The organism is Rhodococcus sp. 4CII, assembly GCF_014256275.1.
GTDB lineage: Bacteria > Actinomycetota > Actinomycetes > Mycobacteriales > Mycobacteriaceae > Rhodococcus_F > Rhodococcus_F wratislaviensis_A.
On record NZ_JACCFE010000002.1, the window covers coordinates 7,494,673 to 7,518,885 of the forward strand.

A 24,213-nucleotide genomic window follows, 5' to 3' on the forward strand; every position below is an offset into this window, starting at 1 on the left:
GCTCAAGTCTCATTCAGACCTATTTGGCGCCGGTGAAGTGCTGCGGGCAGTACGCCTTCGTGGACGCGTACATCAGGTTCTCCGCGTTCTCGGCGTCGGAGGCTTCGGTCATGATCTGCATGACCACCTTCCAGTCCACACCGGAGTCGAGCTGCGCGCACACGTCCTCCCCGGGCCCGAGGAAGGCTTTCTCGCTGACCTCCGCCAGTGGAAGTTCAGTTCATCCATGAACGCCCGCTCCTGGGGGCCAACGTCTCCGAGATGGTGGGCCGGGCCACGGTCTGAACCGGCTTCGCCATCGTCGGCGGAACCTTTGCGGGGGTGGTGATTACCTGCGTGGGGACCGCCTCCTCCCGGGTCTCAGACTCCGAGCTGCACCCGGCCAGGGCCGGAGAACCCACTGCCGGCAGCAGCGGGGCCACCCGTCGCATCACTCCTTGCTCCCGGTGACGTCGACGATGTTCGCGAAGAACTTCGGCACGGTGGTGTTGCCGCCGATCTGGGTGTCGTAGGAAATGGAGCCGACGACCTCGACGTACAGGGTGACCATGTCGTCCTCGACCACATTCGCGGCCGTGGTGGACAGCACCCCGACCATGGAGTTCACGTCGTAGTCGTAGTAGTCGCCCGGGTTGGCGCCGGTCTCGGCGCGGAACGTCGTCTTCCCTGTCGCGGAGTCGAATTGGGTGACCACCCCGTAGATCACCAGCTTGCGGCCCTTGTGGGCGTCCGGGTCCTTCGCCAGCAGGGCGAAGTCACGGTCGCCGATCTGCTCGTAGGTGCCCCGGTCCATCTTCGCGGCCAGGACCTCCGCCTGCCGCTGGCGTTCGGCCTCGGCCTCGGCGGCGCGGCGCAGCCGTTCCTCCTCGTGCTGCCGCTTGATCTCCTCCTGTTCGAGCCGTTTCGCCTCGGTCTGCTGAGCTGACAGGGTCGCGGCGGCGGCACTGGTGCGGGAGGCCGGCGCGGTCTCGGACGCCGTCGGGGTGTTCTCGTGTTGGTTGGCGGCGATGCCGAGGACGAGGATCGCGGCGGCGAAGGAGCCGCCCACTACCCAGGGCCAGCGCTTCTTCTTGTCGCCGGTGGCCCACGGCTGCTTGGGCGGCTTGGGGGCCTGGCCGGGGCTGGGCTGCCCGAGCTGGCCCGGTTTCGGCTGGTTCGGGTCCTGGGGAGGAAAATGCGTGTCGTTCACGGGGTGTCTCTCTCGATAGTCGACGCCTACTGCGTCTTGCCCTCAACCGTCGGGGTGCCCCCGGCGTTATTGCGGTGACGGAAGGTTCTTGATGTGCACCGTCAGGTGGGGTGGAGTCCTGCAGCTCCGGCTCCGAGGCGTACCGGTCGAGGAGGTAGTCCTCGACCCTGGTCAGGACGGCGTCCACGGGGACCCGGTCGGTCTCTCTGATTTTCCAGCGCTGCTGGTGCTTGGTCAGCTCCGGGGGTTGCGTGCCGTCGATCGGCCTCCCCGCCTTGGCGATCCGCTTGCTCACTCACGCTGGTGATGACGTGAACGTCGAGGTCAAGTCGCGCTGTGTTGTCTGTCGGCACCGTCCGTACGCTGGGGGATTGCGACCCCGGACACGACCCTCAGATGTGGGCCCGTGTCTCGGGGTCTGTCGGACCGTGCGGTCTTGCTCGTTGCGGATGTCGAGGAAAGGGTGTGGGTCAGGCCTGGAACATGCACATCGGCGGCGGGGGCCCGAACAGCGACCCGAGCGAGCCTGAGCCTGCGTAGTCCTCGTCCCAGTACTCACTTTTGGAGACGATCGTTTCGTAGGTGCGCAGGTTGAAGGTGTGGCAGGAAACGTACAAACCGGCGGCCGGTGTGGGCTCGATGCCGAGCCAGTCGCCCTTGTTCACGATCTGGTCGACCTCGACGACGCCCCGGCAGGTGTAGCCGTCGTACTTGGAGCCGTCTTCCCGCCAGATGACGTAGTTCATGCAGTTGGTGCCGGAGTAGTAGATCGACGAGCGAACCTTGTCCCCGTAGTAGGTGGTGGCCTGGGCCGTGCCAGCGCCGGCGGTGGCGATGGCGGCGGCAGCGACAGTGGTGGTGGCCACGGCCGTTGCGAGACGTGTAAGACGCATCGGGCGCCCTTCCTGTTCGGTGTGTTACCCCTGATGGGAGTGGACATGCTCCCCGGCCAGCCCTCGGGCAGGGGAACCAACCACCCACATTCCGTTTCTTGGGGGAGAGGTCCTTGGTGGGTTGGAGTCCTCTTCCGGGCCGCCTGTTTCGAGGGTGGGCAGTCACTCGCACTGCGCCATGAAGGCGCGCAAGCCCAGGTCGTGCGCCGTTCATGAGTGCGATAGTTGAAACTTATACCAGACAAACCGGGCGAAAACACAATTCGGAACGATCTCCCGCGTGTAGCGAGCTATCCGCGCAATGTGTTGCGCTCCAAGGCATCCGAGTCAATAGGTCATTCGACCGACAGGAGTATTGGAACAGGGACTTTGTCCTCTAGCGGCGACGCATGTGTTGCGCTCCAAGGCATCCGAGTCAATAGGTCATTCGACCGACAGGAGTATTGGAACAGGGACTTTGTCCTCTAGCGGCGACGGGAAGCGGATGGTGCGGGCCGTACAGCCGATCTGTCATTCACTTGACTGACGAAACAGAAGCCGTAGAACACCACTGGCCCATCGGGTCCACGCGGCGGCTGAGATCGGAAACGGCGAGGAAGTCCTTGCCTCCGGAGAAGGCGACGTATCCGCCGCCGGCGGTCAGATGCGGCCCGATCCGGCGGTGATCCGCGCGTCCTCGTGTCGTGACACCGGGTGCGCATCGTCCTCGCAGGACGGCCGGTTCGATTGTGTTCCATACGGTTCGCGCGTGGCTGCCGGCAAGGTCCGGGGCGGTGTGTAGCGCTGAGCCAATGGGTGCCGATATTCAGCATGGGTCGGGATCGAACCCGAAGGAGTAGTCATGACTGGCATCGTGTTCGACCTTCCGAATCAGGTCGGTGACGTGACGTTCTGGCCGTGGACGTGGTGGAACGCGTTCGCGACCTGGTGGAATCAGTTCTGAGGAGATGGTGATGGTCGGACTGCTTCCGGACCTGTTCGGTGCGAATCCCCTCGAGGCGGGTGTGTGGCCGCTGATCGCTGAGTGGAACGCCTTCGTCGCCTGGTGGAATCCGCTCTGAACCCCAGCCGGCCGGCAGACGGGGTAACGGAAACGTCAAGCCCACATGGGCGGTGGTGCGCGGCCATCTCACTCGGTTTAGGGGATGTCGGGATGCGACGCTGCCGCTTTGCCTTGGTCGTGCGTGACGAGCCGCGATCGGTGGAGGCGGCGGTGCGGGCACCTCAGCGGATTCTGGATCTGTTGGGGATGGCGCTGTATGCGGTCGATGAGGACGGTGGCGTGCGGCAGCTCTTCGGCCGCGCATGAGACTTCCCGACGCGGGCGGGGGGACAGCCTGCAGGGTGGCCGGTAGCATCACCACGCCCCACGTGGTTGGGGTAGTGCGGTGATGGGGCGGTAGCTCAGTCGGTTAGAGCCGTGGACTCATAATCCATTGGTCGCGGGTTCGAGCCCCGCCCGCCCCACCGCGTTCATCGCCGGCCCCGGACAGGCTCGGGGGGCGGGGTCAGACAGCCGCCGGATCGAGTGTGTGCGAGGCAGTGACATGGCCGTGGCGATCCCGGTCGGTAGGTGGTGAACCTCTCGAACACCGGTGCTGTCATCGGATCGGCCGCTGCATGCGGTACCCCATTTCCCCGTTGTGTACACCAACTGCAGGCTCGGGTGGGTCTGTCCCTCAGGAAAAGCCGGCGGGCCCCGGCGTCGCGATCAGCAGATCGACAGCCTCGGACGAGGTATCCGAAGCTCTGATGCCCACTCCTCGGGGGTCATTCTCCTCTGCCACAGCGTAAGCCGATCACCGGGGCGAGGGGGATCTCTCCCGGAGAGTAGAGCCTGGACGGAATTCGGATGTAAGTCCGTGCCGACCGCCGCCATGCTCGAGTCGCTACCGGCACCGGAGTGGCGCCTGCCCGCGACCGGTGACCGTGCCGTGTGGTACCTACCCAGGTACCGGGTGGGTGCTGTGCCGGGGTCGGTCACCTGAGCCTGAATCAGGTGGCGCTGCGTTCGGCGGATCCCACCGCATCGAACACAGCGGCACGAGTGAGGGCCTTCTCGACGGTTCCGGTGTTGAGCAGTTGCCGCCACCTGATCTCGTCGAATGGTGATGGGCGCGTGTCGGACAGGAACTTCTCGATGGTGTGGAGGAAGCGCATGGGGTCGTCCCGGAAGGGGAAGTGACCGGCGCCTTCGAAGATGTCCAGGCGCGAATCCGGCATTGCCGCGTGCGCGGTGTGGGCGTGGCTGACGGGGATGACGATATCGCGATCTCCCCAGATGAGTTGAACAGGGAGACTTGCCGTCAGATAGCAGCGGTCGAGCATGGTCACCGTCTGTCCGCGCCAGTCGACCACCGCCCGCAGGGTGCGTAGGTAGGCCTCGTACGCGGTGGGGTCGGGCAGTTCGGTCAAGATCCGCACCAGATCCGGTGTGTCGTGCAGGGCGGCACCGGGGTGCAGGGCAGTACCGTGCAGCCGAGTCAACAGGGTGCCCGCCCATCGCACCGCGGGCACCGCTCCCGGCAGGCGCAGCAATTTCAGTGCCTCGTTGACGATCGGCGTCGCGGCCAGGCGCAGGAGCGGATGAACGTCCTTGGTGATACCGCCGGCGGAAACCAGGATGAGCCGATCCACCATCTGGGGGAACTGGTAGGCGAATTGCATCGCGATGCCGCCGCCGAGCGAATGTCCGATCACGGTGGCGTGGTCGATTCCCAGGGTCGAGAGTAGATCGCGCATGCCGTTGGCGTAGGCGGCGACGGAATAGTCGGCACGGGGCTTGTCGGAGCGTCCGTGGCCGAGTAGATCGGGTGCGATCACGGTGTATTTCTCGGCGAGGTGCGGGATGATCTCGGTCCATGTCGACGAGTTGTCGCCGATGCCGTGCAACAACAGCAGCGCGGGGCCGTCACCGGTCATGCGGAAGGCGCGCCGGTACCCGTGGATGGTGCGGAACATCATCTGCGGTTCGGCGTCGGGCACCGGCCTGAGCCTGCGCATGCGACTGGGGTTCATCGCACCCTCCTCGACTGTCGCGTTCTACGTCGATTCTTCGCTTCGCACCGTCGACACACCTGACGACACGCCCCACCCGAGGGTGTCGACATCGGGAGGGTTGTTGCCTCCTGACGTGCCCCGACATGGGCGCGAGAACGTTCGCTGGTTATTCGCGGTGGAGGCCGGGGCGTTACACGCAGGCGATCACCGACCACCGGGGCCCGGGGCCCTGGGCCGTTCCGCTCGACGGCGCTTCCGCTGTGCGGCACCGGACTGGGGTTGATCGTCAGCGGATCACGGCGGTGGCATCACAGGGGTATCGGCGCGATTCGGGTCGGGCGTCGTTGCTCCCGGGTGGGGATCCGATCAGTCCTTGGCTGTGATGTGGGTCGACTACCGTGGGGGTTTGTGACAGCAGGTAGTGCGGGGTCATCGCCCAAGATGACGCCCAGCCCCGAGGTTGCGCTCGACTTCGCTCGGGAATGGGTGGAGTTCGGCGATCCCGACGACGCCGAGCATCTCATTGCCGCGGACATGACGTGGCTGCTTTCGCACTGGACCTGCGTGTTCGGCACCCCGGCCTGCCAGGGCATCATCGCGGGGCGACCCGACGACGGGTGCTGCTCGCACGGCGCCTTCTTCTCCGACGAGGAGGACGTCGAGAGGTTGCACGAGTCGGTGAAGCTGCTCAGAGCCGAGCACTGGCAGTTCATGAAGCAGGGTCTCGGGAAGAGGGGGTACATCGAGGAGGACGAACTCGACGAGGAGCCGGCGCTGCGGACCCGCCGCTACCAGGGCGCGTGCATCTTCCTCAACCGTCCCGGATTCGCGGGTGGCATCGGGTGCGCGCTGCATGCGATGGCCCTGCGGCGTGGCATCGAGCCGCTCGAGGTGAAGCCGGACGTGTGCTGGCAGCTGCCGATCCGGCGCAGCCAGGAATGGGTGGAGCGCCCCGACGGCGACCAGGTCCTGAAGACGACGATCACCGAGTACGACCGACGTGGTTGGGGTGAGGGCGGCGCGGATCTGAACTGGTACTGCTCCGGCTCGCCGGACGCGCACGTCGGCGCCGAGGCGGTGTGGCAGTCGTATGCGCCGGAGCTGACCGAGTTGCTCGGTGAGTCCGCGTATCGGGAGCTGGCGCGGCTGTGCAAGCGACGCGAAGGCCTCGGCCTGATCGCCGTGCATCCGGCGACCGAGATCGCCGCGAAGAAGTCCCACTAGCGGGGCGGCGGCTCCTGACGATGGGTGGCATGCGCCGCCCCGTTGGCGTGGGGTTCGGGGTGGTCAGGGTGGGGGTGTGAGGTGGGCAGCCCATGCGGTGCGGACGGTGTGGAGGGCGTCGGGGGCGGTGATGGGGAGTCGGGTTCGGCCGGCGAGTTGGGTGGGTGTGCCTTCGTTGTCGCGGGGCGGTCGGGTGAAGACGTAGCCGCCGGGGTTCTTCCCGGTCGGCCCGTGTGTGCGGTACCGGGCCGCGGTGTCTGGGTTGATCGCCGCCGATGTTGGCCAGGGCTCAGAGGTCCCGGAGGTCCCGGGCGTGGCTGGCGGAGACGCTGTTCCCGAGGGGGCACCACACCGCGTCGGGATGCGAGTGTGCGCCGCTGAGGACCGTTCACGGGTCCGAAACGTGCAGGGATGAAGCGATGACTATCGGTGCCGACGGGTCGGCGCAGTATCCGTCGATGACCGCGGTGACCGTCGCGTTGGACACCGTCACCGCGGCACTCGACACGCTTCGCGGCGAGTCGGCCTCCGAGGAAGCCCTCGAGGTGGTGTTGCTGCGGCTGGCCCGGACCGGGGTGGCCGCGCTCGAGGACGCGGACGCGATCAGTGTCACCCGCCTCGACGAACGGCACCCGGTGACCGTGGCGGTCACCGACCCCGCGATGGAACCGATCGACGCGGCGCAGTACGCGGCCGGCCGGGGACCGTGCCTGCAGGCCTGCGCCACTCGCCGCCCGGTGCGGTCTGTGGTCGGCGATCACGACGACGTGTGGCCGGAATTCACCGCCGCTGCCCGGGCCGCCGGGATCCGCGCGTATCTGTCGGTTCCGCTGCTCGTCGGCGATGACGACGCGGCGGAGTTGGTGGGATCGTTCAATGTGTACAGTGCCCGGCCCGAGGCGTTCGATCCGTTCGACGAAAAGCTGATGGCGCTGCTGAGCACCGCGGCGTCGGCGGCGATCACCAACGCCCTACGGTGGGGCCGATCCAGGCAGACCGTGGAGCAGCTGCAGGCCGCGCTGGCCAGCCGCGCCGAGATCGAACAGGCCAAGGGGGTGCTGATGGGAAGGCACGGCGTCGACGCCGAACAGGCATTTCGCGAGTTGGTCGCGAGGTCTCAGCGCACCAACACCAAACTCTACGACGTCGCCCGCGAGGTGCTCCGCACCGCGACCGCGGCCTCGTCCCCCGACCGGGTCCGCTAACCGCCCCTGCCGCAGTCGAACCGGGGCGGGGGAGGTGTACGGATTTCCCTACCGGTCATCGACTGCACACCCGCCCCCACCAACTGACTGAGCTGGCCCCAGGGCAACGGATCACCTGCGTTTCGAGCGACCGGCCACGGCTCCAAGCGGGCGCTGACGGACCACCTCGTCGGCAACACTCCGCCAGTCCGCGAAGGTTGTCGCGAGTGGGTGAGAGACTGCTCGGCGTGCATGCGTCATCGACTCGCCTGTGCGGCACGCAGCACGGTCGCTCCGGTCAGGGGGACCAGCCTGGTGCGAACTCGTTACCCGACCCCGACCCCGACTCCGCACCTCCGGCCGCGGGTAGCCTCGACTGTCCACTGCCATCGGTGTCGCATCACCACTCCCGGAATCCCGGCGAGGGCGCCATCATCGGAGTCGGACGCGCCAGCTCAGGAGGCCATCGTGGTGATCGAGGCGCACCCGGGGCACAGAACGGTCTCGTCGATCTCCCATCCGTTGAGTCGGGCCACCGTGGCGGCGAGGCCCGGTCGGTTGCCTTCCCGCGATCGATACGCGCGACCACAACGGCTACACGCGAAAACGGTCCGCGGTACACGCAGGGCTCTCACGCGGCCCTCCGGTCGCCGAAGACTATCTGCTGCCACCACTTCGCCAGCGGGCTCGGATCCGGCCAGCGCACCGACCCGCCCGTCACGAGCGGATCTTCGGCGGTGGGATCACTGCAATCGTGCTGTTGTCGATCGTCGTTGCGCACAGCAATGCACCTCCCTCGACTCCTGTGCTCGTCCCCCGACGAGCGCGGTCACCGTGCAGAACAAGAAATTAGCACTCGGTCGCCGGCAGTGCCAGTATTTGCCGGGAGGTTGCACCGCTACACCGGAGTTAGCACGTCCTGTGGGTGAGCGCTAAAGTTGGCGGGATGCCGAGTGAACGGCACGAACATTGCTGGTGCAGAGTAGTTTTCCGCACTGCCTCCGGGATGTGATCCCGACTTCGGCCGCGCATGTGATGGCTGGGAAGTAACCTGATCGCGCTGCGCGGGTTGATCATGGGCGATGTCAACCGTTCGTGCCGTCGTCGTGTCGGTGCTCTGCTGTTCCTTCGTCCGACAAGGATCATGGGTCCGAACACCCAGCGTACGAGGAAAGATCAGTCATGGCTACCGACTACGACGCACCACGAGTCATCGCCGCTCGAGCGCTGGGGTACCGGGGGATGTGTCGTGATGGCAGGTCAAGGGCCGATTCGGTTGCGCCGCAGTGCCGGTGATCATCAGGCTGTCGTGGGAATGGTGATCGGCTCTCTGCCGTCGATGGCAGAGGGCAGGTAGTGCGGGCAGGTGGGCGCCTGTCGTGGCACGGGAATCGCCTGACGGTCTGCGCGGCCGCGACGTCGAACGTCGCGATGGATGTGTGGATCCGCAGCTCGGCGTCCGTTCCGGTGTGCGCCCCGCGGCCGTGATGAGGTGCGGATCGGTTGAGGTGTCGACGGTGGCCAGAGACCGCGAGCCCGGCCCGCATTGACGTATCCCACACGATGCGGCTACGACGAAGTATCGGCGAGAAGTGTTCATATGAAAGTTTATTTGCGGTGTTCCTGATGGATGCCGCGCCCTCGTCCCGGTGTTCGGCGGAGCGGGGTTGGTGGTCGGCGCGGCCGTCGAGTGGTCGCGTTCGCAGTGCGCATAAATATTTAGTGTTACTAAATTTGTTCATGGGGAAGGGCGGGTCTTGGGGCGTTCTCAGGCCCACGGCACGGGGCCCGGTGACAACGCCGAATAGGGCCTGTCCGTATTCGGACAGGCCCTGGTTCGATGTGCGGTTTACGTGATGGCGCGGAAGGAGCCGCCGTCGACGCCGTAGACCGAGGCGGTGACGTAGGAGGCAAGGTCGGAGGCGAGGAAGACCACCACGTTCGCCACTTCTTCGGGGGTTCCGATGCGCTGCAAGGGAAGTCCGCGGTGCTTCATCTCGGCCTCGATGGATTCGTCGCGGTGGACGCCGTGCGCGGCGGCGAACGTGTCGGCGAGGCCGCCGTCCATCAGCCACATCGGGGAGAGGATCGGTCCGGGGGCGACGGCGTTGACCCGCACGGTCGGGCCTTCGCTGATCGCCAGCGAGCTGGTGAACGACAGGATCGCGGCCTTGGATGCGGCGTAGTCCGGGCCGGCGGCGATGGGCTGGCGGCCCAGGTCGGAGGCGTTGTTGACGATGACCCCGCGTCCGGCGGCCCGCATGGCGGGCAGCACGTGGGTGGCGGCGCGGACCTGGCTGAGGAAGTTCAGCTCGAGGGTGGAGACCCAGTCGGTGTCGGTGAGACTGTCGAACGTTCCCAGGCTGCCGGCGCCGACGTTGTTGAACAGCACGTCCACCCGCCCGTCGTAGCGGGCGAGGACCTCGTCGAGCCCACCGGTGACACCGGCTTCGGTACTGAGATCGGCGACGGCGTAGTGGACTTCGGTGATCTGCTCGAGTTCCTTGGCGAGGATGTCGAGACCGTGCCGGTCGCGGTCGAGCAGGGCGAGCCGGGCCTTCTCCGCGGCGAAGGCGCGGGCGGAGGCGGCGCCGATTCCGGAGCCGGCGCCGGTGATGACGACAACTTTGTCCTCGAGTCCGGTGTCCATCGGGGTTCCTCTCGGTCGGGCTTCTAGTTGGGGGTGGGTTCGGAGTATCCGTCGGGCAGGCAGCTGTTGGGGGTGAACTCGTCGAGGTTGTCCTTGGTGACCACCGGCAGCGGCATGTAGCTGACCGGCGGCACGTCCTTGCCGTCGAGGATGGCCATCATGGTGGTCAGGGCGTGGGTGGAGTCCCAGCACGGTGACTGGAACAGGGTGGTCGACATCGAACCGTTCTCGAGCATGCCCCGGGCGACCGGGGCGTAGTTGTGGCCGAGCAGCTTGACCTGGCCGGCCATCCCGGCGGCGTCGAGGGCCTGCGCGGCACCGGAGGCCATGATGTCGTCGGGGGTGACGAGGGCGTCGATCTGGTTGCCGAACCGGCTGATCAGCGCGCTCGCGGCGGTCTGGGCCTGGTTCTTGTCGAAGTTGCCCGGCTGGGAGCCGAGCAGCGTGATGTCGGGGTGATTGGCCATCTCCCGTTCGAGGCCGACCTGCCGGTTGATCGCGGCCGCGTTGCCGGGGGTGCCGCCGATGTAGACGTAGGTGCCCTTGCCGCTGAGCAGCTTCGCGAGTTCCTTGCCCTGCAGTTCACCGATGCGTTGATCGTTCGGTCCGGTGAAGGCGTGATAGAGGCTGGTGTCGAGGTCCTCGGGGGGCTGAGAGTTGCTGATGTCGACCGGAATCCCGGCGCGCTGGGCCTGGATGAGCATCGGCTGTTCGGCGCCGTAGAGCGCCGGCCAGATCACGATGCCGTCGACCTTCTTGGCGATCGCGATCTTCATCTGCGAGGCCTGCACGGAGGCGTCGTAGTTCGAGTTCATCACGAACGCGTGGACGTGGTGTTCTTCGGCGGTGGTGCGCAGGGACGCAACGTAGTTGCGGCCGTATTCGTGGTTGCGGTCCATCGGCACGAGGAACGCGATCGTCGGCCAGTCGTCGTGGTTGGTCGCCGCCCCGGGGGCGCCGCACGCGGTGCCGGCCAGCACGGTGGCCGCGCAAACGGTGATCGCGAGTGCGACCTTGCGGAGCAGAGTGATTGTGTGCGCCATCATCGTGCCTTTCCTGCTGCGACGGCTGTGTGGTCCGCGGATGTGCCGGTGCGTGGCGCCAGCAGCGCCGACAGCGCCGGTAGGCGGAGGGCTCGGACGCCGTCTTTGGTCAGCACGATCGCGGCGAACAGGATCACGCCGATGGCGACGTTCTCGATGCTCGAGTCCAGACCACTCATCTGCAGTCCGATGCTGATGCCGCCGAGGGCGACGGCGCCGATGACGGCGCCGATGATGCTGGCCTTCCCGCCGGACAGGCTCGCCCCACCGACGACGGCGGCGGCGATGGCCAGCAGCATGACCGTCGATCCCAGGGTCGGGGACGCGGCGACGAGGTTGAGGGTGTCGACGACGCCGGCGAGACCGGCGACGGAGCTGCAGATCATGAAGGCGAGGATCTTGCGGGAGGTGATCGAGATTCCGCCCGACGCCGCGGCTTCGGCGTTGCCGCCGATGATGTAGAGCTCGCGTCCCGAGCGCACCTTGGTCATGAAGAACCACAGGGCCGCGGTGGCGACGACGGCGATGACGATGTCCGGGGTGACCTGCCCGACGAGGGGGACGGAAAACGACAGGGCCCGGGGGGAGTCCTGCAGTGGGACGGGGGCGCCGTCGGTGATGGCCAGGGCCAGACCCTGCAGGGTGATCAGCATGCCGAGGGTGGTGATGAAGGAGTTGATCCCGACCTTGACGATCAGAAGCCCGTTGATCAATCCCACCACGGCACCGGTGATCAGCGCGAGGGGAATCGAGATGGCCAGGTTGCCGGAGACCTGCGCGGCGACGGCGGCCGTGACGGCCATGGTCGATCCGACGCTGAGGTCGATCTCACCGAGGACCAGGACGGGCACCAGCGCGATGGCCACCAGCCACACGTCGACGATCCGGGACAGGGCGATGCCGTAGGAGCCGAGCGCGGTGGGTTGCACCAGCAGCAGCACGGCGACGACCAGGGCGAGCAGGATCACCGCCCGGAACGCGGTCCAGTTCTTGAACTGGGTCAGGAGAGTGTTGTTGTTCACTTGAGACCTCCACGTCGGCGCAGGACGGCGTCGGCCGCCAGCGTCGCGACGATGATGAATCCCTGGACGAACTGCTGCCATTGGAACGGCAACCCGACCAGGGACAGGACACTGAGCAGGACCTGGACGAAGGCGACACCGAGGACGGTGCCCAGGACGGAACCCTTACCGCCGAAGAGGCTGGTGCCGCCGATGACCACGGCGGCGAGGGCGTTGAAGTCGTAACCGGCGGACATGGTCGACACGGCGCTCGAGCTGTAGCCGGCCAGCGCCATTCCGGCGGCCGCGGCTCCGAGGGAGGAGACGGCGAAGGTGAGGGTCAGGGTGCGGGAGGTGCTCAGTCCGGCGATCCGGGCGGCGCCGCGGTTGGTTCCGGTCGCTCGCAGCGAGTAGCCGAAACTGGTGGACGAGAGCAGGTTGTGGGCGAGGACGGCCGCGGCGGCGAAGAACAGGAACACCACGGGGATCCCGGCGATGCTGGTGTTGCCGATCCAGGACAGGAACGAGGTGTTCCCGGAGTACTGGGCGCCGCCGGTGACGTAGTTGAGCACACCCATTCCGGCGGTGGCGGTGGCCAGGGTCACGATGACCCCGTTGCCGCGCATCAGACCTGCGCCGAGTCCGTTGACGAGCGCGAAGATCAGGCAGGCGCCGATCGCCGCCGGGGCCGCGACGAGGAATCCGTGCGGGCTCAACGCGACGACGACGATGGCCGCCAGCGCGATCTGGGGGACGACCGACAGGTCGATGATCAGACCGGAGACGACGACGAATGTCATACCGAGAGCGACGAATCCGAGGAAGGCGCTGTTGCGGAGCAGGGTGCCGAGGTTCTGCGCGGACCAGAAGCCGTCGAGGCCGACGGCGGCGAACAGCAGCAGCGCGATCAGTGCCCCGGTCACGACGATCACCGTGGGGTTGTCGTCGAACTTCTGCCGCAGCGGCGGCACATAGGTGGCGACCCGTTGCGGGGGCGCGATCTGGGTGTCAGACATGTGCGGCTTCCTTGTTTTCGGGCGTGGTGTGGTGGGTGCCGAGGCGGACGATGGCGTGCTGGTCCGCCTCCGCGGCGGAGAGTTCACCGGCGATCGTGCCGTCGCGCAGCACCGCGATGCGGTCGGACAGCGACAGCAGTTCTTCGAGGTCGGAGGAGACGACGATGACGGCGGTGCCCTTCGCGGTCAGACCGCGGACCAATTCGTGGATTTCGGCCTTGGCACCGACATCGACGCCGGCGGTCGGCTCGTCGAGGACGAACAGTCGCGGGTTGGTCGGCAGCCACCGGCCGAAGGCGACCTTCTGCTGGTTTCCGCCGCTGAGCAGTTTCACCGTCGAACCGGTCTTGGCGGGCTTGAGGTTGACCTCGCCGACGATGCCGGTGGCCAGGGTCTGCAACCGGGAGGACCGGATCTGCCCGACACGGCTCAGGGCGCGCAGTGAGGGCAGCGCCAGGTTCTCCCGGACCGAGCGGGCGAGCAGAACCCCTTCGGTGCGACGGTCTTCGGGGACGAAGGCGATCCCGCTCAGGACCGCGGAGCTGTAGGAATGAATGGCCCGACGGCGGCCGTCGCTGGTGAGGGTGACGGTGCCGCGGGTGCGGGGTTCGAGACCGAGGATGGCGCGGACCAGTTCGGTGCGTCCCGATCCCATCAGTCCGCCCAGCCCGAGGACCTCACCCGCGCGGACCTCGAGGCTGGTGCCGAACACCCCCGGTGCCCACAGGTTGTCGACGGACAGGACGACGTCACCGAACGTCTCCGGCTTGGACTGGCGTTCGCTGATCTCGAGGTTGAGGAGCTTCTCTCCGACCATGCTCTCCACGAGCGCGTCGGTGGACGACTCGGCGAGGTCGAGGTGCTCGACCAGGCGTCCGTCGCGCAGCACGGTGGCGCGGCTGCAGAGTTCGAAGATCTCCCGCAGGCGATGGGAAATGTAGACGATGGTGACGCCCTCGTCGCGCAACGATTTCAGCAGGTCGAGGAGCTTGTCGGTTTCCTGCGGCGTCAACGACGCGGTGGGCTCGTCGAGGATGAGGATGCGAGGGTCGAGCCGGAGCGCCTTCGCGATCTCGACAAACTGCTGCAGGGTGGCGGGCAGTTGGCCGGCCAGGGCGTCGGGGTCGATGTCGACACCCAACCGGGCACACAGTGCGGTCGCGATCCGCCGCATCGCTGTGCGGTCGACGAGCCCGTTTCTGGTGGGTGTGGTTCCGACGCAGATGTTCTCGGCGACGGTCAGGTCCGGGCACAGGCTCAGTTCCTGGTGCACCAACGCGATTCCGGCTGCCTTGGAGGCCACCGTTCCGCCGGCCAGTGGTTCCCCGGCGACGGTGACCTGTCCGGAATCGGGGAGGTAGAGGCCGGCGAGGACCTTCATGAGGGTGGACTTGCCGGCGCCGTTGGCCCCGACGATCGCGTGGCAGGTGCCGGACTCGACGCGGACGCTGACGTCGCGGAGAGCGTGCACACCGCCGAACTGCTTGCTGACCCCGGCCGCCTCGACGGCAATGGGTGACGGAGCGGAGATCTGATTGGTCACGGCGGGCTCCTGAACAGACGGATAGACAAAAGTGCGGAGGAAGGGGGGACTGGTATGACACTCCCAAACCAGGAATTCATCATCACTGAATCCGGTGACCCCAATCATAACACCTATTTAAGCGTGACTGTCAACACGGGGACGTGAACGGGGTGATACTGCCGAAGTTGGGCATCGATTGTTTAACCGTGCTGAATATGCGAGTGCGGTGGCAGCCTCGGGTGAACGAAGGCTGCCACCGCAGTCGAACACGGGTGGGGAGTGGACGCCCGCCTCAGAAGAAGACTTGTTCTCCGCCGGTGAGGTTGAGAGCGGAACCGGTGGTGAACGAGGCCTCGTCGGAGGCCAGCCACGCGACCATGCGCCCCATGTCCTCGAGAGTGCCGAAGCGGCCCGTGGGGATGCTGGCGTCGAGGTAGTTCTGCATCTTCTGCTCGAGCGTGATCCCTTCGCTCTCAGCGATTTCCGCGAACGAGGCCTCCATCATCTCGGTGTGCATGCAACCGGGGCAGACGGCGTTGACGGTGATGTTGTACGGCGCCAGTTCCAGCCCGAGCGCCTGCGTCATCAAGATGACGGCAGCCTTCGACGCGGAGTAGACACCCTCATTGGGCCGTGCCAGCTTGCCGAGCTGGGACGCGGTGTTGATGATGCGCCCGGACTTCTGCTGCTTCATCACCCGCGCGGCGGCGCGGGCACCGTGGAAGACACCCCCGACGTTGACGTCCATGGTGCGGCGGAAGTCCTCGTCGCTGACCTCGGCGATCGCACCGTAGGTGTAAATTCCGGCGTTGTTGACCATGATGTCCAGACGCCCGTGCGTGTCGACGGTGGAGCCAACCAGCTCGTTCACGGAGGCGGCACTGGACACGTCGACCTTGGCGGACGTGCTCTTCGGGCTGCCCGCGGACTGCAGCTTCGCCGCGGTGTCCTCGGCGCTGTGCAGGTCGGCGCACACGACCGTGGCGCCGCGCGCGGCGAGTTCGACGGCGATGCCTTCACCGAGGCCGCGGCTGGCTCCGGTGACGATGGCGATGTTGTTCTCGAGGGTGGGCATGACGATCCAATCTGGGTGTTCGGGTGGGTGAACTACCCCTGGCGAGCCGAGCGCTCGCTCGCGGAGCGGTAGCGAAGAGTGCGTTAGGCGGTGGGTATCGGTGTGGGCTGGTAGGCGAGGAATCGCCAGCCGTCGTCGGTGTTCTTCCACACCGCCAGGCACCGGTTGCGTAGCTTCTTGTCGCGCCCGCCGGCGGTGATGTCGGCGTTCATTTCCCCGACGACGAGTGCGACGTCGTCGACGATGCGGATGAAGTCGATGGGGTGGTCGATCTCGTGGTAGACGTAGAAGCCGGAACGCACCTTGTCGAGGTAGTCCTCGAGGGTGTCGGTCTCGCCGGAGGAATGCGAGTAGGCCAGGTCCGGGTGGCTGAGTTCGGCGAACCGGGTCAGGTCCCGGTCGACGATGGCCCGGTATCGGTCGTTTTCGAGGTCGCGGATGGTGGTCGTGGCATCGTGGGGAGCGGTCACGTCGGCTCCTGTGCTGTTCAGGGCGGATGGGGATGATCGGTGTATCGGGTCATCGGTGGGTGGGTCGATCGCCGCGCAGTGCCCCGCGCAGGAGATGGCGTAGGCCGTCGTCGGTGACCGGAGTGGGGTTCGAGTACGGGTTGGACAGGACCTCGTCGACGACGGCGGGGAGCTGCCCTTCGCGCACGCCCAGTTCCTCGAGCGAGTGCGGAATCTTCAGTTGCTGCTCGAGTTCCCACAGTGCGATGGACGGGTCGCCGTCAGTGCCCAGAGCCCGTTGCAGCCCGGCCCGGGCCGCCGGGGCGTGGGATTCGTTGTAGGCCAGCACATACGGCAGCACGATGGCGTGCGTCTGGGCGTGCGGCAGATCGAGTGAGCCGCCGAGGACGTGGCACAGCTTGTGGTGCAGCGACATCGTGGTCGCCCCAAGGCAGGCGCCGCACAGCCACGCCCCGTACAGCGCCCGCGACCGGGCGTCGAGATCGTTCCCGTCGGCCACGATCGCGGTCAGCGATTCGGCGAACGCCCGCACTCCTTCCTCGGCCATCAGCGAGATGATCGGCGAGGCGTCGGGGGCGTAGAGCGCTTCGACGGCGTGCGCGACGGCGTTCAGGCCGCTGGCCGCGGAGATTTCCGCCGGCAAGGTGGTGGTCAGCTGCGGGTCGTATATCACGGCCTGCGGCAACACCTTCGGGTCGCGTCCGGTCTGCTTGCGGCCCTCGCGCGTCAGCCCCCAGATCGGGGTCATCTCCGATCCGGCGTAGGTAGTGGGGATCGCGATGATCGGCAGCCCGTGTTCGAGGGCGATCGCCTTGCCCAGGCCGATCGAGGAGCCGCCGCCGATCACCACGCAGCTGTCCGCGCCGAGCTCGAGCGCCCGGTCCCGGGCCTGGTCGGCGGTCTCGACCGGCACGTGCATGCGAGCCTGGTCGAAGATGCCGGCGCCGCGGTCACCGAGGTGCTCCATGACCTGCTCCGCCAGGTGCTTCTGCTCCGGCGTACACAAAACCAGTGCCCGCCGCAGCCCGAGACGGTCGAGTTCCGCCCCGATCTTGGTCACCGCACCGGCCTCGAAGGTCACCCGCATCGGCAGGGCCTGGTAGTGGAAGGAGCTGGTGAACGTCACGGTCGAACCGCCTCTCGTACTTCGGTTTCGGGCTCTCGGACGTCGGATTCGAGCAGGGTCACATCGAAGTGCACGCTCCGGAACGGGTTGGTGAACCCGAGCTCGGTGGCTCGCTGCGGGTCGTCGACCACCGGGAACTCCCGGATCAGGCTCTCCTTGACCCCGAACACGACGTCGGAGTCGATGTACGGGGTGTCCTCGACGAACAGGTGCGTGGTGACCGGTTCGTGGCCGGGGGCGGTGACGATGAAGTGCACGTGCGCCGGCCGGTTGGGGTGGCGTCCGGTGACCGCGAGGAGATCCCCCACCGGTCCGTCGTCGGGGATGGGGTAGTAGCGGGGCACGATCGAGCGGAACCAGAACTTGCCCTCGTCATCGGCGGTGAACAACCCGCGCAGGTTCAACTCCGGTTGGATGCCGGGCTGCTGGACGTCGTAGAACCCTTCGGCGTTGGCCTGCCACACGTCGACCTTCGCCCCGGCCAACGGAGTACCGTCGGCGCTTGTGACCTGCCCGGTGACCAGGCACGGTTCACCGCCGCCGTCGAGGGCGATGGTGTCCCCGAGCTCGCGGGGCGGCGAATCGACCATGTGGAAGGGCCCGAGGACGGTCTGCTCGGTCGCGTGGTCGAGGGCCCGGTGATTGATGGTTTCCACCAGCATCGACACCCCGAGGACGTCGGAGAGCAGGATGAATTCCTGCCGCACATCGTTGCAGGTGTGCCCGGTACGAGTGAGGAACTCGATGCCCGTGTTCCATTCCTCCTCGGTGAGCTGGACGTCCTTGACGAAGTCGTGCAGGTGCCGGATCAGCGAGGTCAGGATCTCCCGCAGCCGAGGGTCGGTGTCGGCGCCCAGGCTCTCGATCACCACCTCCGCCGAGCGGCCTTCGGTGAACAATCCACGATCGGTCATCGGTTCATTTCCTTTCACGGTGCGGTGTAGCCGCCGTCGACCGGCAGTTCGATCCCGGTGATGTAGCTGGCTTCGTCGCTGGCGAGGAACAGTGCGCCGTAGGCGATTTCGCGGGGATCGGCGGCGCGCTTCATCGGAGTCGCCGCGATCACATCGGCGGTGATCGCGTCGTCCTGGGCCGCGATCATCGGGGTGCTGGCCAGCCCCGGGTGCAGGGAGTTGACCCGGATCCCGTCGTCGACATACGACAGTGCGGCGTTCTTGCTCATCATCCGCACCGCAGCCTTGCTCGCCTGGTAGGCCGAGACGCCGGCGGCGCCGACGATGCCCCAGATCGAGGAGACGTTGACGATCGCCCCGGCGTGCTGGGCCTGCATCGTCGGAATCACCGATCGCATGCCGTAGAAGACGCCGGTCTGATTGACCTCGATGATGTTGTGCCAGTCGTCGACGTCGATCTTGCCGATCGGTTCGTAGGAGCCGACCAGGCCGGCGTTGTTGACCAGGATGTCGATGCGCCCGTGGGCGGAGATCACCGAGTCGACGAGGCTCCCCCAACTCTCGAGGCGGGTGACGTCGAGCGGGTGGAAGGTGATGTCGGCATGCTCGAAGCCCTCGGGTTCGCGCACGTCGCCGACCACGACCTTCGCCCCTTCTTCGGCGAACAATTCCGCGGCGGCGCGGCCGATGCCGCGGGCCCCGCCGCTGATGATCGCTACCTTGCCTGCCAATCGCCCCATTGCGATGTCCTCGTCTCTCGGTGATCTTTCGGGTGTGATCGGGTCAGCGGAGGAACTTCATCGTCGCTTCATACGCCGCCGGCACTGCTTCGCTGATGGGGAGCTTGCGGTACTCGGCGGACAGGATCTCCACGCCGTAGATGCCCTCGTATCCGGTCTTGCGGATCGCCTCGACGAAACCGGCGACGTCGAGTTCGCCCTCACCGGGCAACCGGCGGCCGTTGAAGGTGTCGGCGATGATGTCGCCCTCGAAGTTCAGCGGCGCGTCGTCGAGTTCGACGTCGAAGATGTACTTCGCCGGGATGTGGGCCAGGGTGGTGAAGTCGACGCCGGCTCGGGCGACGTGCCAGATGTCGATGAGCAGCCCACCGGCCGGGTGATCGGCCTTGGCGATGAACTCGAGCGCCTGCTGCGGGGTCTTGACGTTCACGAACGGCATCGGCTCGAACACCACCGTCGTTCCGGCGTTTGCAGCATCGGTGGACAGCTTTACGAATTCGGCGGCCATGTGGTCCGCATCGAATTCACCTCCGGTGAAGTCGCCCCCGACTTTGATGTGCCGGGCACCGAGCGCCTCGGCAGCGCGCAGCATGTCGGCGCGGACCTTGTCCGCGGCAGGGCGGCGATCGTCGGTGAGGAACCAGTTCTCCAGGAACTCGAGTTCGAGGTGCTCGATGCCGTTGTCGGCGAGCACGGACTTCAGCGTGGAGAACCCGTACTGCTCCTCGGCGTCGAGAAGGTCCAGGTAACCGACGCCGACACCAGTGAATCCGGCCTTCGCGGCGACCTCGATGCGCTCCTGGAAACTATGCGGACTGCGATCGTTCTCCGCGTTGCCGGCGTCTGCGTCGCCTGCTGTGGTCCATGTGCCTGCGATCAGATCGATCTTGCTCACGGTCAATCTTCCTTCCCTGGGAAATAGGCTTCTGCGCCTCGTGGCACAGATGTCGAGGATGTCAGAGCAACCAACCCAATCGTTCACTATGGCTGGAATCTGTGACTCCAATCATGCAAGTCGTGTAGTGTGATTGTCAACATCGTTGAAGGATATGCACGGTTGCGCTGCAGTCTGAGTTAAGTCACAGTGGATATTGAGCGTCAGCAACAGAACGGGGCATGTGGTGGATGATGAAATCGGCGTCGCTTTGAAACGGGCGCGCCTGGACAAGAAGATGTCCCTGCGTCAGGTCGCTGAGCAGCTCAACATCTCCACCAGCCTGCTCTCGCAGGTGGAGAACGGTAAGACGCAGCCGTCCGTGAAGACACTCTTCGGGCTCGCGACTGTCCTCGAGGTGTCCCTCGATGAAATCGTCACCGGTCGCAGTCTCGGCATTCAGCTTCCGCAGGACCGCGATGCCGCGGCGGGGATTCAGCGCTCCGCCGACAACCCCGTCCTCGAAATGGAGAACGGGGTCACCTGGCAGCGGCTCGCCACCGGTGGTCGCACCGACATCGAACCGCTCTACGTCACCTATCAGGCAGGCGCGTCCAGTTCGGTCGACGGCAAGCTGATGCGCCACGCCGGAGCCGAGTTCGCCTACATCCTCGAGGGTGTACTGCGGCTGAAACTCGACTTCGACGAGCACGAACTCGGACCCGGGGACTCGTTCTGCTTCGACTCGAGCCGGCCGCACCTGTTCTACAACCCGGGGACGATAGCGACGCGCGGCGTCTGGTTCGTCTTCGACAACGCGCCAGCCGCACCCGACGTGAACTCGTTGCTCGATGCGCTCCGACCCACCAACGGGACCGGAAAGAGCCGCACCCACCTGCCGCTGTTCGGACAACCGGCCTCATAAGCCCGTCCGCCCTCAGCGGCCACTACCCCCGCTGACCACACCTTTCCCGGCATCCCGCGCGCCTCATGCATACACGGGTGCTGTTGCGCGGGCTTCCGCATGCCCGCGCCACGAACAACAAATCCAACGGCCTACACACCGGGCGGCGCTGCCGAAAGGAACCGCGATGACCAGAGCCGACGACATCCCGGCCACCAAGACATCTGTCTCGATGCCGACGTCGCTCGTGCTGCTCATCGCAGCGGCCTGCGGCATCGTCGTCGCCAATCTCCACTACTCCCAGCCATTGATCGGTGAGATCAGCGAATCACTCGACCTGACGGCAGGGTCGGGAGCCGAGCAGGGCGGCTATTCGGTGCTGACCTTCCGGGTCCCCACCGAATCCGAGACCGCAGGCACGGTCAAACTGACCGTGCAGCTGCCGTCGCTGAAGTCGGCGCGCACCGAACCGATGCCCGGCTGGACGGCCACCATCGACAGGAACGCCGATCAGGCCACCGCGGTGACCTGGACCGCCGATGCCGGCACCCTGGTCGGCCCCGACCAGTTCGAGCAATTCGAGCTGGCCGCGGGTCCGCTGCCGAACCAGGACACGGTGTCCTTCCCCGCGGCGCAGACCTACAGCGACGGCACCGTCGTCAACTGGGAGCAACCGACCCCCGCCGGGGGCAGCGAACCGGAGTACCCGGCACCGACCCTGACCCTGGCAGCGGCATCCGGCAGCGAGACGGGCAGCGAGCACGGGGAGTTCGCGCACACCTCGGAGACCACCTCCACCGGTACCTCGGACACGTTGGCCCGGTGGTTGGGCGGGATCGGTCTGGTCCTCGGTGCGGTCGGGGCGCTCGCGGGCATTGCGGCGTTCGCGCGATCCCGGCGCTCCTAACCCGCACACCCGTCGACCGGAAGCCCTTGGCCCGAGGGTCCGGGTTCCCGGCGGTCCGGGGTACGAGGCCCGGCAGCAGGGGCGGTAGTCTCGCGGGGTGAATTCACGGGTGGAGGTGCTCGCGCGGGTGCGCGGCGCCGTCGTGGGTTCGCTCTCCGGCGCGGTCAGCGTCGCCGCCCATGGCATCGGCGGCGGCGCGATGCCACCGAGCGAAGGTGCGCTGGTGCTGCTGCTCGCCGCCTGCGCCACGGTCGGCGTCGCGGTGGCCACGCTCCACGCGACCCGCCGGGACCGGCTGGTCCTGATCGGCGCGATCACCTCCGGTCAGCTGATCGGGCACACCACTTTGGCGGTGGCGTCCGAGCACACCCACAGCCTGGGCCTGTCCGCACCGATGATCGCCGCGCACGTCGGTGCGATCGCCGCGTCCGCGGTCGCGGTGCGGGCCGCTGAACGCGCCTGCCTGCGGGCGCTTGCGGCGGTGACCCGCATCCTGCTCACGGTGCTGGCCCCGCTCCGGGTCGATACCGGAACCTGGTCGGCGACACCGCTCTACCGGGCGAAGCTGTCGTTGTGGCTGCTGGTCAGCGCGGCCGCCGGCACCCGCGGCCCACCGGTGCTCGCCTGAGTCGACCCCGACACCGGACCCGGTCAGTGCGCGGCATCGCCCGATGCCACGGGCAGGACCCGTCCGCGAGGTTTCGACGTCCCTTTCCTCCCCGCCCCTGTCCGGCTCACCTGGTTCTGGGTCAGCCGCGGCCCGGGCGTGTCCCTCGGCGGCGCCGGCAGGATCCGAAAGCCCGGGTCCGGGCGCCGACCCAGCCCTGCGGCGACGCCGCCTGCCGACCCCACCCGAGTGATCGCCGCGCCCCAGTAGCGCCGGCACTCGTCGAGGGGTGTGCAGGTGACGGTCGCCCGCGCACACTCGAATCGAGATCGTCGATGTCCCTTCCAGAGCTCGAACGCGACACCCCCGTCGCGGACACCCCCGTGCTCGCGGCGCCGGATTCCGCACCGCCGCGCAGGTTCCGGCCGCTGATTCTGCGGTTGCACTTCTACGCGGGCATCCTGGTGGCCCCGTTTCTGCTGATCGCCACCGTCAGCGGCGGCCTCTACGCCGTCGCCCCGACCATCGAACAGTTCGTCTACTCGCACTCTCTGCATGTCGACTCGACCGGCCCAGCGGTGCCGGTGGCCGACCAGATCCGCGCCGCCGAGCAGGTCCGCCCCGACCTCACCGTGGCGGCGGTGCGCCCCGCCACCGACCCGGGTGAGACGACCCGGGTGATCTTCACCGACCCGTCGCTGGGGGAGTCCGAACGCCGCGCGGTGTTCGTCGACCCGGCCACCGCCCACCCGGTGGGCGAGCAGGTGGTCTACGGCAGCAGCGGGGCGCTGCCGATGCGCACCTGGATCGACCAGCTCCATCGGAACCTGCACCTCGGTGAGCCGGGCCGGCTCTACAGCGAGCTCGCCGCCTCCTGGCTGTGGGTGATCGCCCTCGGCGGGGTCTACCTGTGGGCGGCGCGCTCCCGCACCACCGGTGGTGCCCGGTTGTGGACCCTCGACCGCACCGCCCGCGGCCGTGATCGCACCCTGAGCTGGCACGGGGTGGCCGGGATCTGGATCGCCGTCGGGCTGGTGTTCCTCTCCGCGACCGGCCTGACCTGGTCCACCTACGCCGGCCAGCACGTCTCCGACGTGCGGTCCGCGTTGAGTTGGACGACCCCGACAATCACCACCACCCTCGGCGACATCTCCGCCGCACCGGCCGGGGAGCACGCCGCACACGAGGGCATGACGCATGCGGCCGCCCCCGCCGCGGACATCACCGCAGCCAACGTCGGGCGCATCGACGCCGTCCTGGCGCTCGCCCGCGAGAACGGCATCACCGGCAAGGTCGAGGCCGGCATCCCGTCCAAGCCGGGCACCGCGTTCACCGTCGCGCAGACCCGCCAGCCCTGGGTGCTGTCCAACAACGCCATCGCCATCGACGGAGCCACCGGCGCGGTCACGGACACGTCGTGGTTCGCGGACTGGCCACTGGCGGCGAAGCTGTCCGCCTGGGGAATCCAACTGCACATGGGCATCCTGTTCGGTCTGGCCAACCAGCTGGCGTTGCTCGCGCTGGCGGTCGCGTTGGTGTCGGTGATCGTCCGCGGCTACATCCTGTGGTGGCGGCGCCGCCCCACCCGAGGCACCCGCCGGGTGGGCCGCCCGCCGGTGCGCGGCGCCTGGCGGCGCATCCACCCGGCCGCGGCCGTGGCCGTCGCCGTGGCCGTCGCCGCGGTCGGCTGGTTCATCCCGCTCCTCGGCCTGAGCCTGCTCGGGTTCCTGCTGATCGACGCCCTGCTCGGCGGCGTCAACCGGGCGCGGGCCGGCCGCCGAGGAAGGACCACGGCCGAAACCGCGTGAGGCGGCCCGGCCGCACCCGCAGTCACTGATACCGGTGCCCGCCCCCGGGCGGGCACCGATGCC

General features: G+C 67.3%; 22 protein-coding genes and 1 tRNA gene. 7 read left to right on the forward strand and 16 right to left on the reverse strand.

Annotated features, from left to right (window positions below):
- Positions 1-19: 19 nt before the first annotated feature.
- From H0B43_RS42630 to H0B43_RS35205, 3 genes are all read right to left on the reverse strand, one after another.
- Positions 20-208 (reverse strand): DUF732 domain-containing protein, encoded by a 189-nt coding sequence (locus H0B43_RS42630; protein WP_282555455.1) that lies wholly within the window; start codon positions 206-208, stop codon positions 20-22.
- 222 nt (positions 209-430) lie between these two features.
- Positions 431-1,189, reverse strand: a complete 759-nt coding sequence (locus H0B43_RS35200; protein WP_185723773.1) for a hypothetical protein — start codon at positions 1,187-1,189, stop codon at positions 431-433.
- A 470-nt stretch (positions 1,190-1,659) separates the two neighbouring features.
- Complete coding sequence (locus H0B43_RS35205) at positions 1,660-2,082, reverse strand: hypothetical protein (RefSeq protein WP_185723772.1); 423 nt, start codon at positions 2,080-2,082, stop codon at positions 1,660-1,662.
- Positions 2,083-3,475: 1,393 nt separating this feature from the next.
- On the opposite strand from H0B43_RS35205, the gene H0B43_RS35210 reads away from it, so the two are divergent.
- Positions 3,476-3,549: transfer RNA gene (locus H0B43_RS35210), tRNA-Ile, on the forward strand.
- Between the two features lie 528 nt (positions 3,550-4,077).
- Here the strand turns inward: H0B43_RS35210 and H0B43_RS35215 are convergent.
- Positions 4,078-5,100 (reverse strand): alpha/beta fold hydrolase, encoded by a 1,023-nt coding sequence (locus H0B43_RS35215; protein ID WP_185723771.1) that lies wholly within the window; start codon positions 5,098-5,100, stop codon positions 4,078-4,080.
- A gap of 423 nt (positions 5,101-5,523) precedes the next feature.
- On the opposite strand from H0B43_RS35215, the gene H0B43_RS35220 reads away from it, so the two are divergent.
- Together H0B43_RS35220 and H0B43_RS35225 are read left to right on the forward strand one after the other, a co-directional pair.
- A complete protein-coding gene (locus H0B43_RS35220) occupies positions 5,524-6,306 on the forward strand; it encodes a hypothetical protein (protein ID WP_185723770.1) in 783 nt (260 codons plus the stop codon).
- Positions 6,307-6,725: 419 nt separating this feature from the next.
- Positions 6,726-7,511, forward strand: coding sequence for a GAF and ANTAR domain-containing protein (locus H0B43_RS35225; protein ID WP_213015331.1), 786 nt, complete (start codon positions 6,726-6,728; stop codon positions 7,509-7,511).
- Positions 7,512-8,121: 610 nt separating this feature from the next.
- Here the strand turns inward: H0B43_RS35225 and H0B43_RS35230 are convergent.
- The 12 genes from H0B43_RS35230 to H0B43_RS35285 all read right to left on the reverse strand — a co-directional run bounded on the left by H0B43_RS35230 (position 8,122) and on the right by H0B43_RS35285 (position 19,945).
- Positions 8,122-8,271 (reverse strand): hypothetical protein, encoded by a 150-nt coding sequence (locus H0B43_RS35230; protein WP_185723769.1) that lies wholly within the window; start codon positions 8,269-8,271, stop codon positions 8,122-8,124.
- 1,068 nt (positions 8,272-9,339) lie between these two features.
- Positions 9,340-10,140 carry an SDR family NAD(P)-dependent oxidoreductase gene (locus H0B43_RS35235; RefSeq protein WP_185723768.1) on the reverse strand — a complete coding sequence of 267 codons (801 nt, stop codon included), beginning with the start codon at positions 10,138-10,140 and terminating at the stop codon, positions 9,340-9,342.
- 23 nt (positions 10,141-10,163) lie between these two features.
- Positions 10,164-11,186 carry a sugar ABC transporter substrate-binding protein gene (locus H0B43_RS35240; protein WP_185723767.1) on the reverse strand — a complete coding sequence of 341 codons (1,023 nt, stop codon included), beginning with the start codon at positions 11,184-11,186 and terminating at the stop codon, positions 10,164-10,166.
- Complete coding sequence (locus H0B43_RS35245; protein WP_185723766.1) at positions 11,183-12,205, reverse strand: ABC transporter permease; 1,023 nt, start codon at positions 12,203-12,205, stop codon at positions 11,183-11,185. The genes H0B43_RS35240 and H0B43_RS35245 overlap by 4 nt, the downstream gene beginning before the upstream one ends.
- Entirely contained in the window at positions 12,202-13,200 is a 999-nt protein-coding gene (locus tag H0B43_RS35250; RefSeq protein WP_185723765.1) for an ABC transporter permease, read from the reverse strand. The genes H0B43_RS35245 and H0B43_RS35250 overlap by 4 nt, the downstream gene beginning before the upstream one ends.
- Complete coding sequence (locus H0B43_RS35255; RefSeq protein ID WP_185723764.1) at positions 13,193-14,743, reverse strand: sugar ABC transporter ATP-binding protein; 1,551 nt, start codon at positions 14,741-14,743, stop codon at positions 13,193-13,195. Before H0B43_RS35255 ends, H0B43_RS35250 begins: the two co-directional genes overlap by 8 nt.
- A gap of 274 nt (positions 14,744-15,017) precedes the next feature.
- Positions 15,018-15,800, reverse strand: a complete 783-nt coding sequence (locus H0B43_RS35260; protein ID WP_185723763.1) for an SDR family NAD(P)-dependent oxidoreductase — start codon at positions 15,798-15,800, stop codon at positions 15,018-15,020.
- Between the two features lie 83 nt (positions 15,801-15,883).
- The gene (locus H0B43_RS35265) at positions 15,884-16,270 is read right to left on the reverse strand and encodes a nuclear transport factor 2 family protein (RefSeq protein ID WP_185723762.1); all 387 of its coding nucleotides are present in this window, start codon (positions 16,268-16,270) and stop codon (positions 15,884-15,886) included.
- 49 nt (positions 16,271-16,319) lie between these two features.
- Positions 16,320-17,357 carry a maleylacetate reductase gene (locus H0B43_RS35270; RefSeq protein WP_213016500.1) on the reverse strand — a complete coding sequence of 346 codons (1,038 nt, stop codon included), beginning with the start codon at positions 17,355-17,357 and terminating at the stop codon, positions 16,320-16,322.
- A 35-nt stretch (positions 17,358-17,392) separates the two neighbouring features.
- Complete coding sequence (locus H0B43_RS35275) at positions 17,393-18,310, reverse strand: intradiol ring-cleavage dioxygenase (RefSeq protein ID WP_185723760.1); 918 nt, start codon at positions 18,308-18,310, stop codon at positions 17,393-17,395.
- 14 nt (positions 18,311-18,324) lie between these two features.
- Positions 18,325-19,050 carry an SDR family NAD(P)-dependent oxidoreductase gene (locus tag H0B43_RS35280; protein ID WP_185723759.1) on the reverse strand — a complete coding sequence of 242 codons (726 nt, stop codon included), beginning with the start codon at positions 19,048-19,050 and terminating at the stop codon, positions 18,325-18,327.
- Positions 19,051-19,093: 43 nt separating this feature from the next.
- Complete coding sequence (locus H0B43_RS35285) at positions 19,094-19,945, reverse strand: sugar phosphate isomerase/epimerase (protein ID WP_185723758.1); 852 nt, start codon at positions 19,943-19,945, stop codon at positions 19,094-19,096.
- A 226-nt stretch (positions 19,946-20,171) separates the two neighbouring features.
- On the opposite strand from H0B43_RS35285, the gene H0B43_RS35290 reads away from it, so the two are divergent.
- The 4 genes from H0B43_RS35290 to H0B43_RS35305 all read left to right on the forward strand — a co-directional run bounded on the left by H0B43_RS35290 (position 20,172) and on the right by H0B43_RS35305 (position 24,150).
- Positions 20,172-20,849 carry an XRE family transcriptional regulator gene (locus tag H0B43_RS35290; protein WP_312033614.1) on the forward strand — a complete coding sequence of 226 codons (678 nt, stop codon included), beginning with the start codon at positions 20,172-20,174 and terminating at the stop codon, positions 20,847-20,849.
- Between the two features lie 166 nt (positions 20,850-21,015).
- On the forward strand, positions 21,016-21,735 hold the full coding sequence (locus tag H0B43_RS35295) for a YcnI family protein (RefSeq protein ID WP_252189632.1): 720 nt from the start codon (positions 21,016-21,018) through the stop codon (positions 21,733-21,735).
- A 97-nt stretch (positions 21,736-21,832) separates the two neighbouring features.
- A complete protein-coding gene (locus H0B43_RS35300; protein WP_185723757.1) occupies positions 21,833-22,363 on the forward strand; it encodes a hypothetical protein in 531 nt (176 codons plus the stop codon).
- Between the two features lie 314 nt (positions 22,364-22,677).
- Positions 22,678-24,150, forward strand: coding sequence for a PepSY domain-containing protein (locus H0B43_RS35305; RefSeq protein ID WP_185723756.1), 1,473 nt, complete (start codon positions 22,678-22,680; stop codon positions 24,148-24,150).
- Positions 24,151-24,213: the final 63 nt, after the last annotated feature.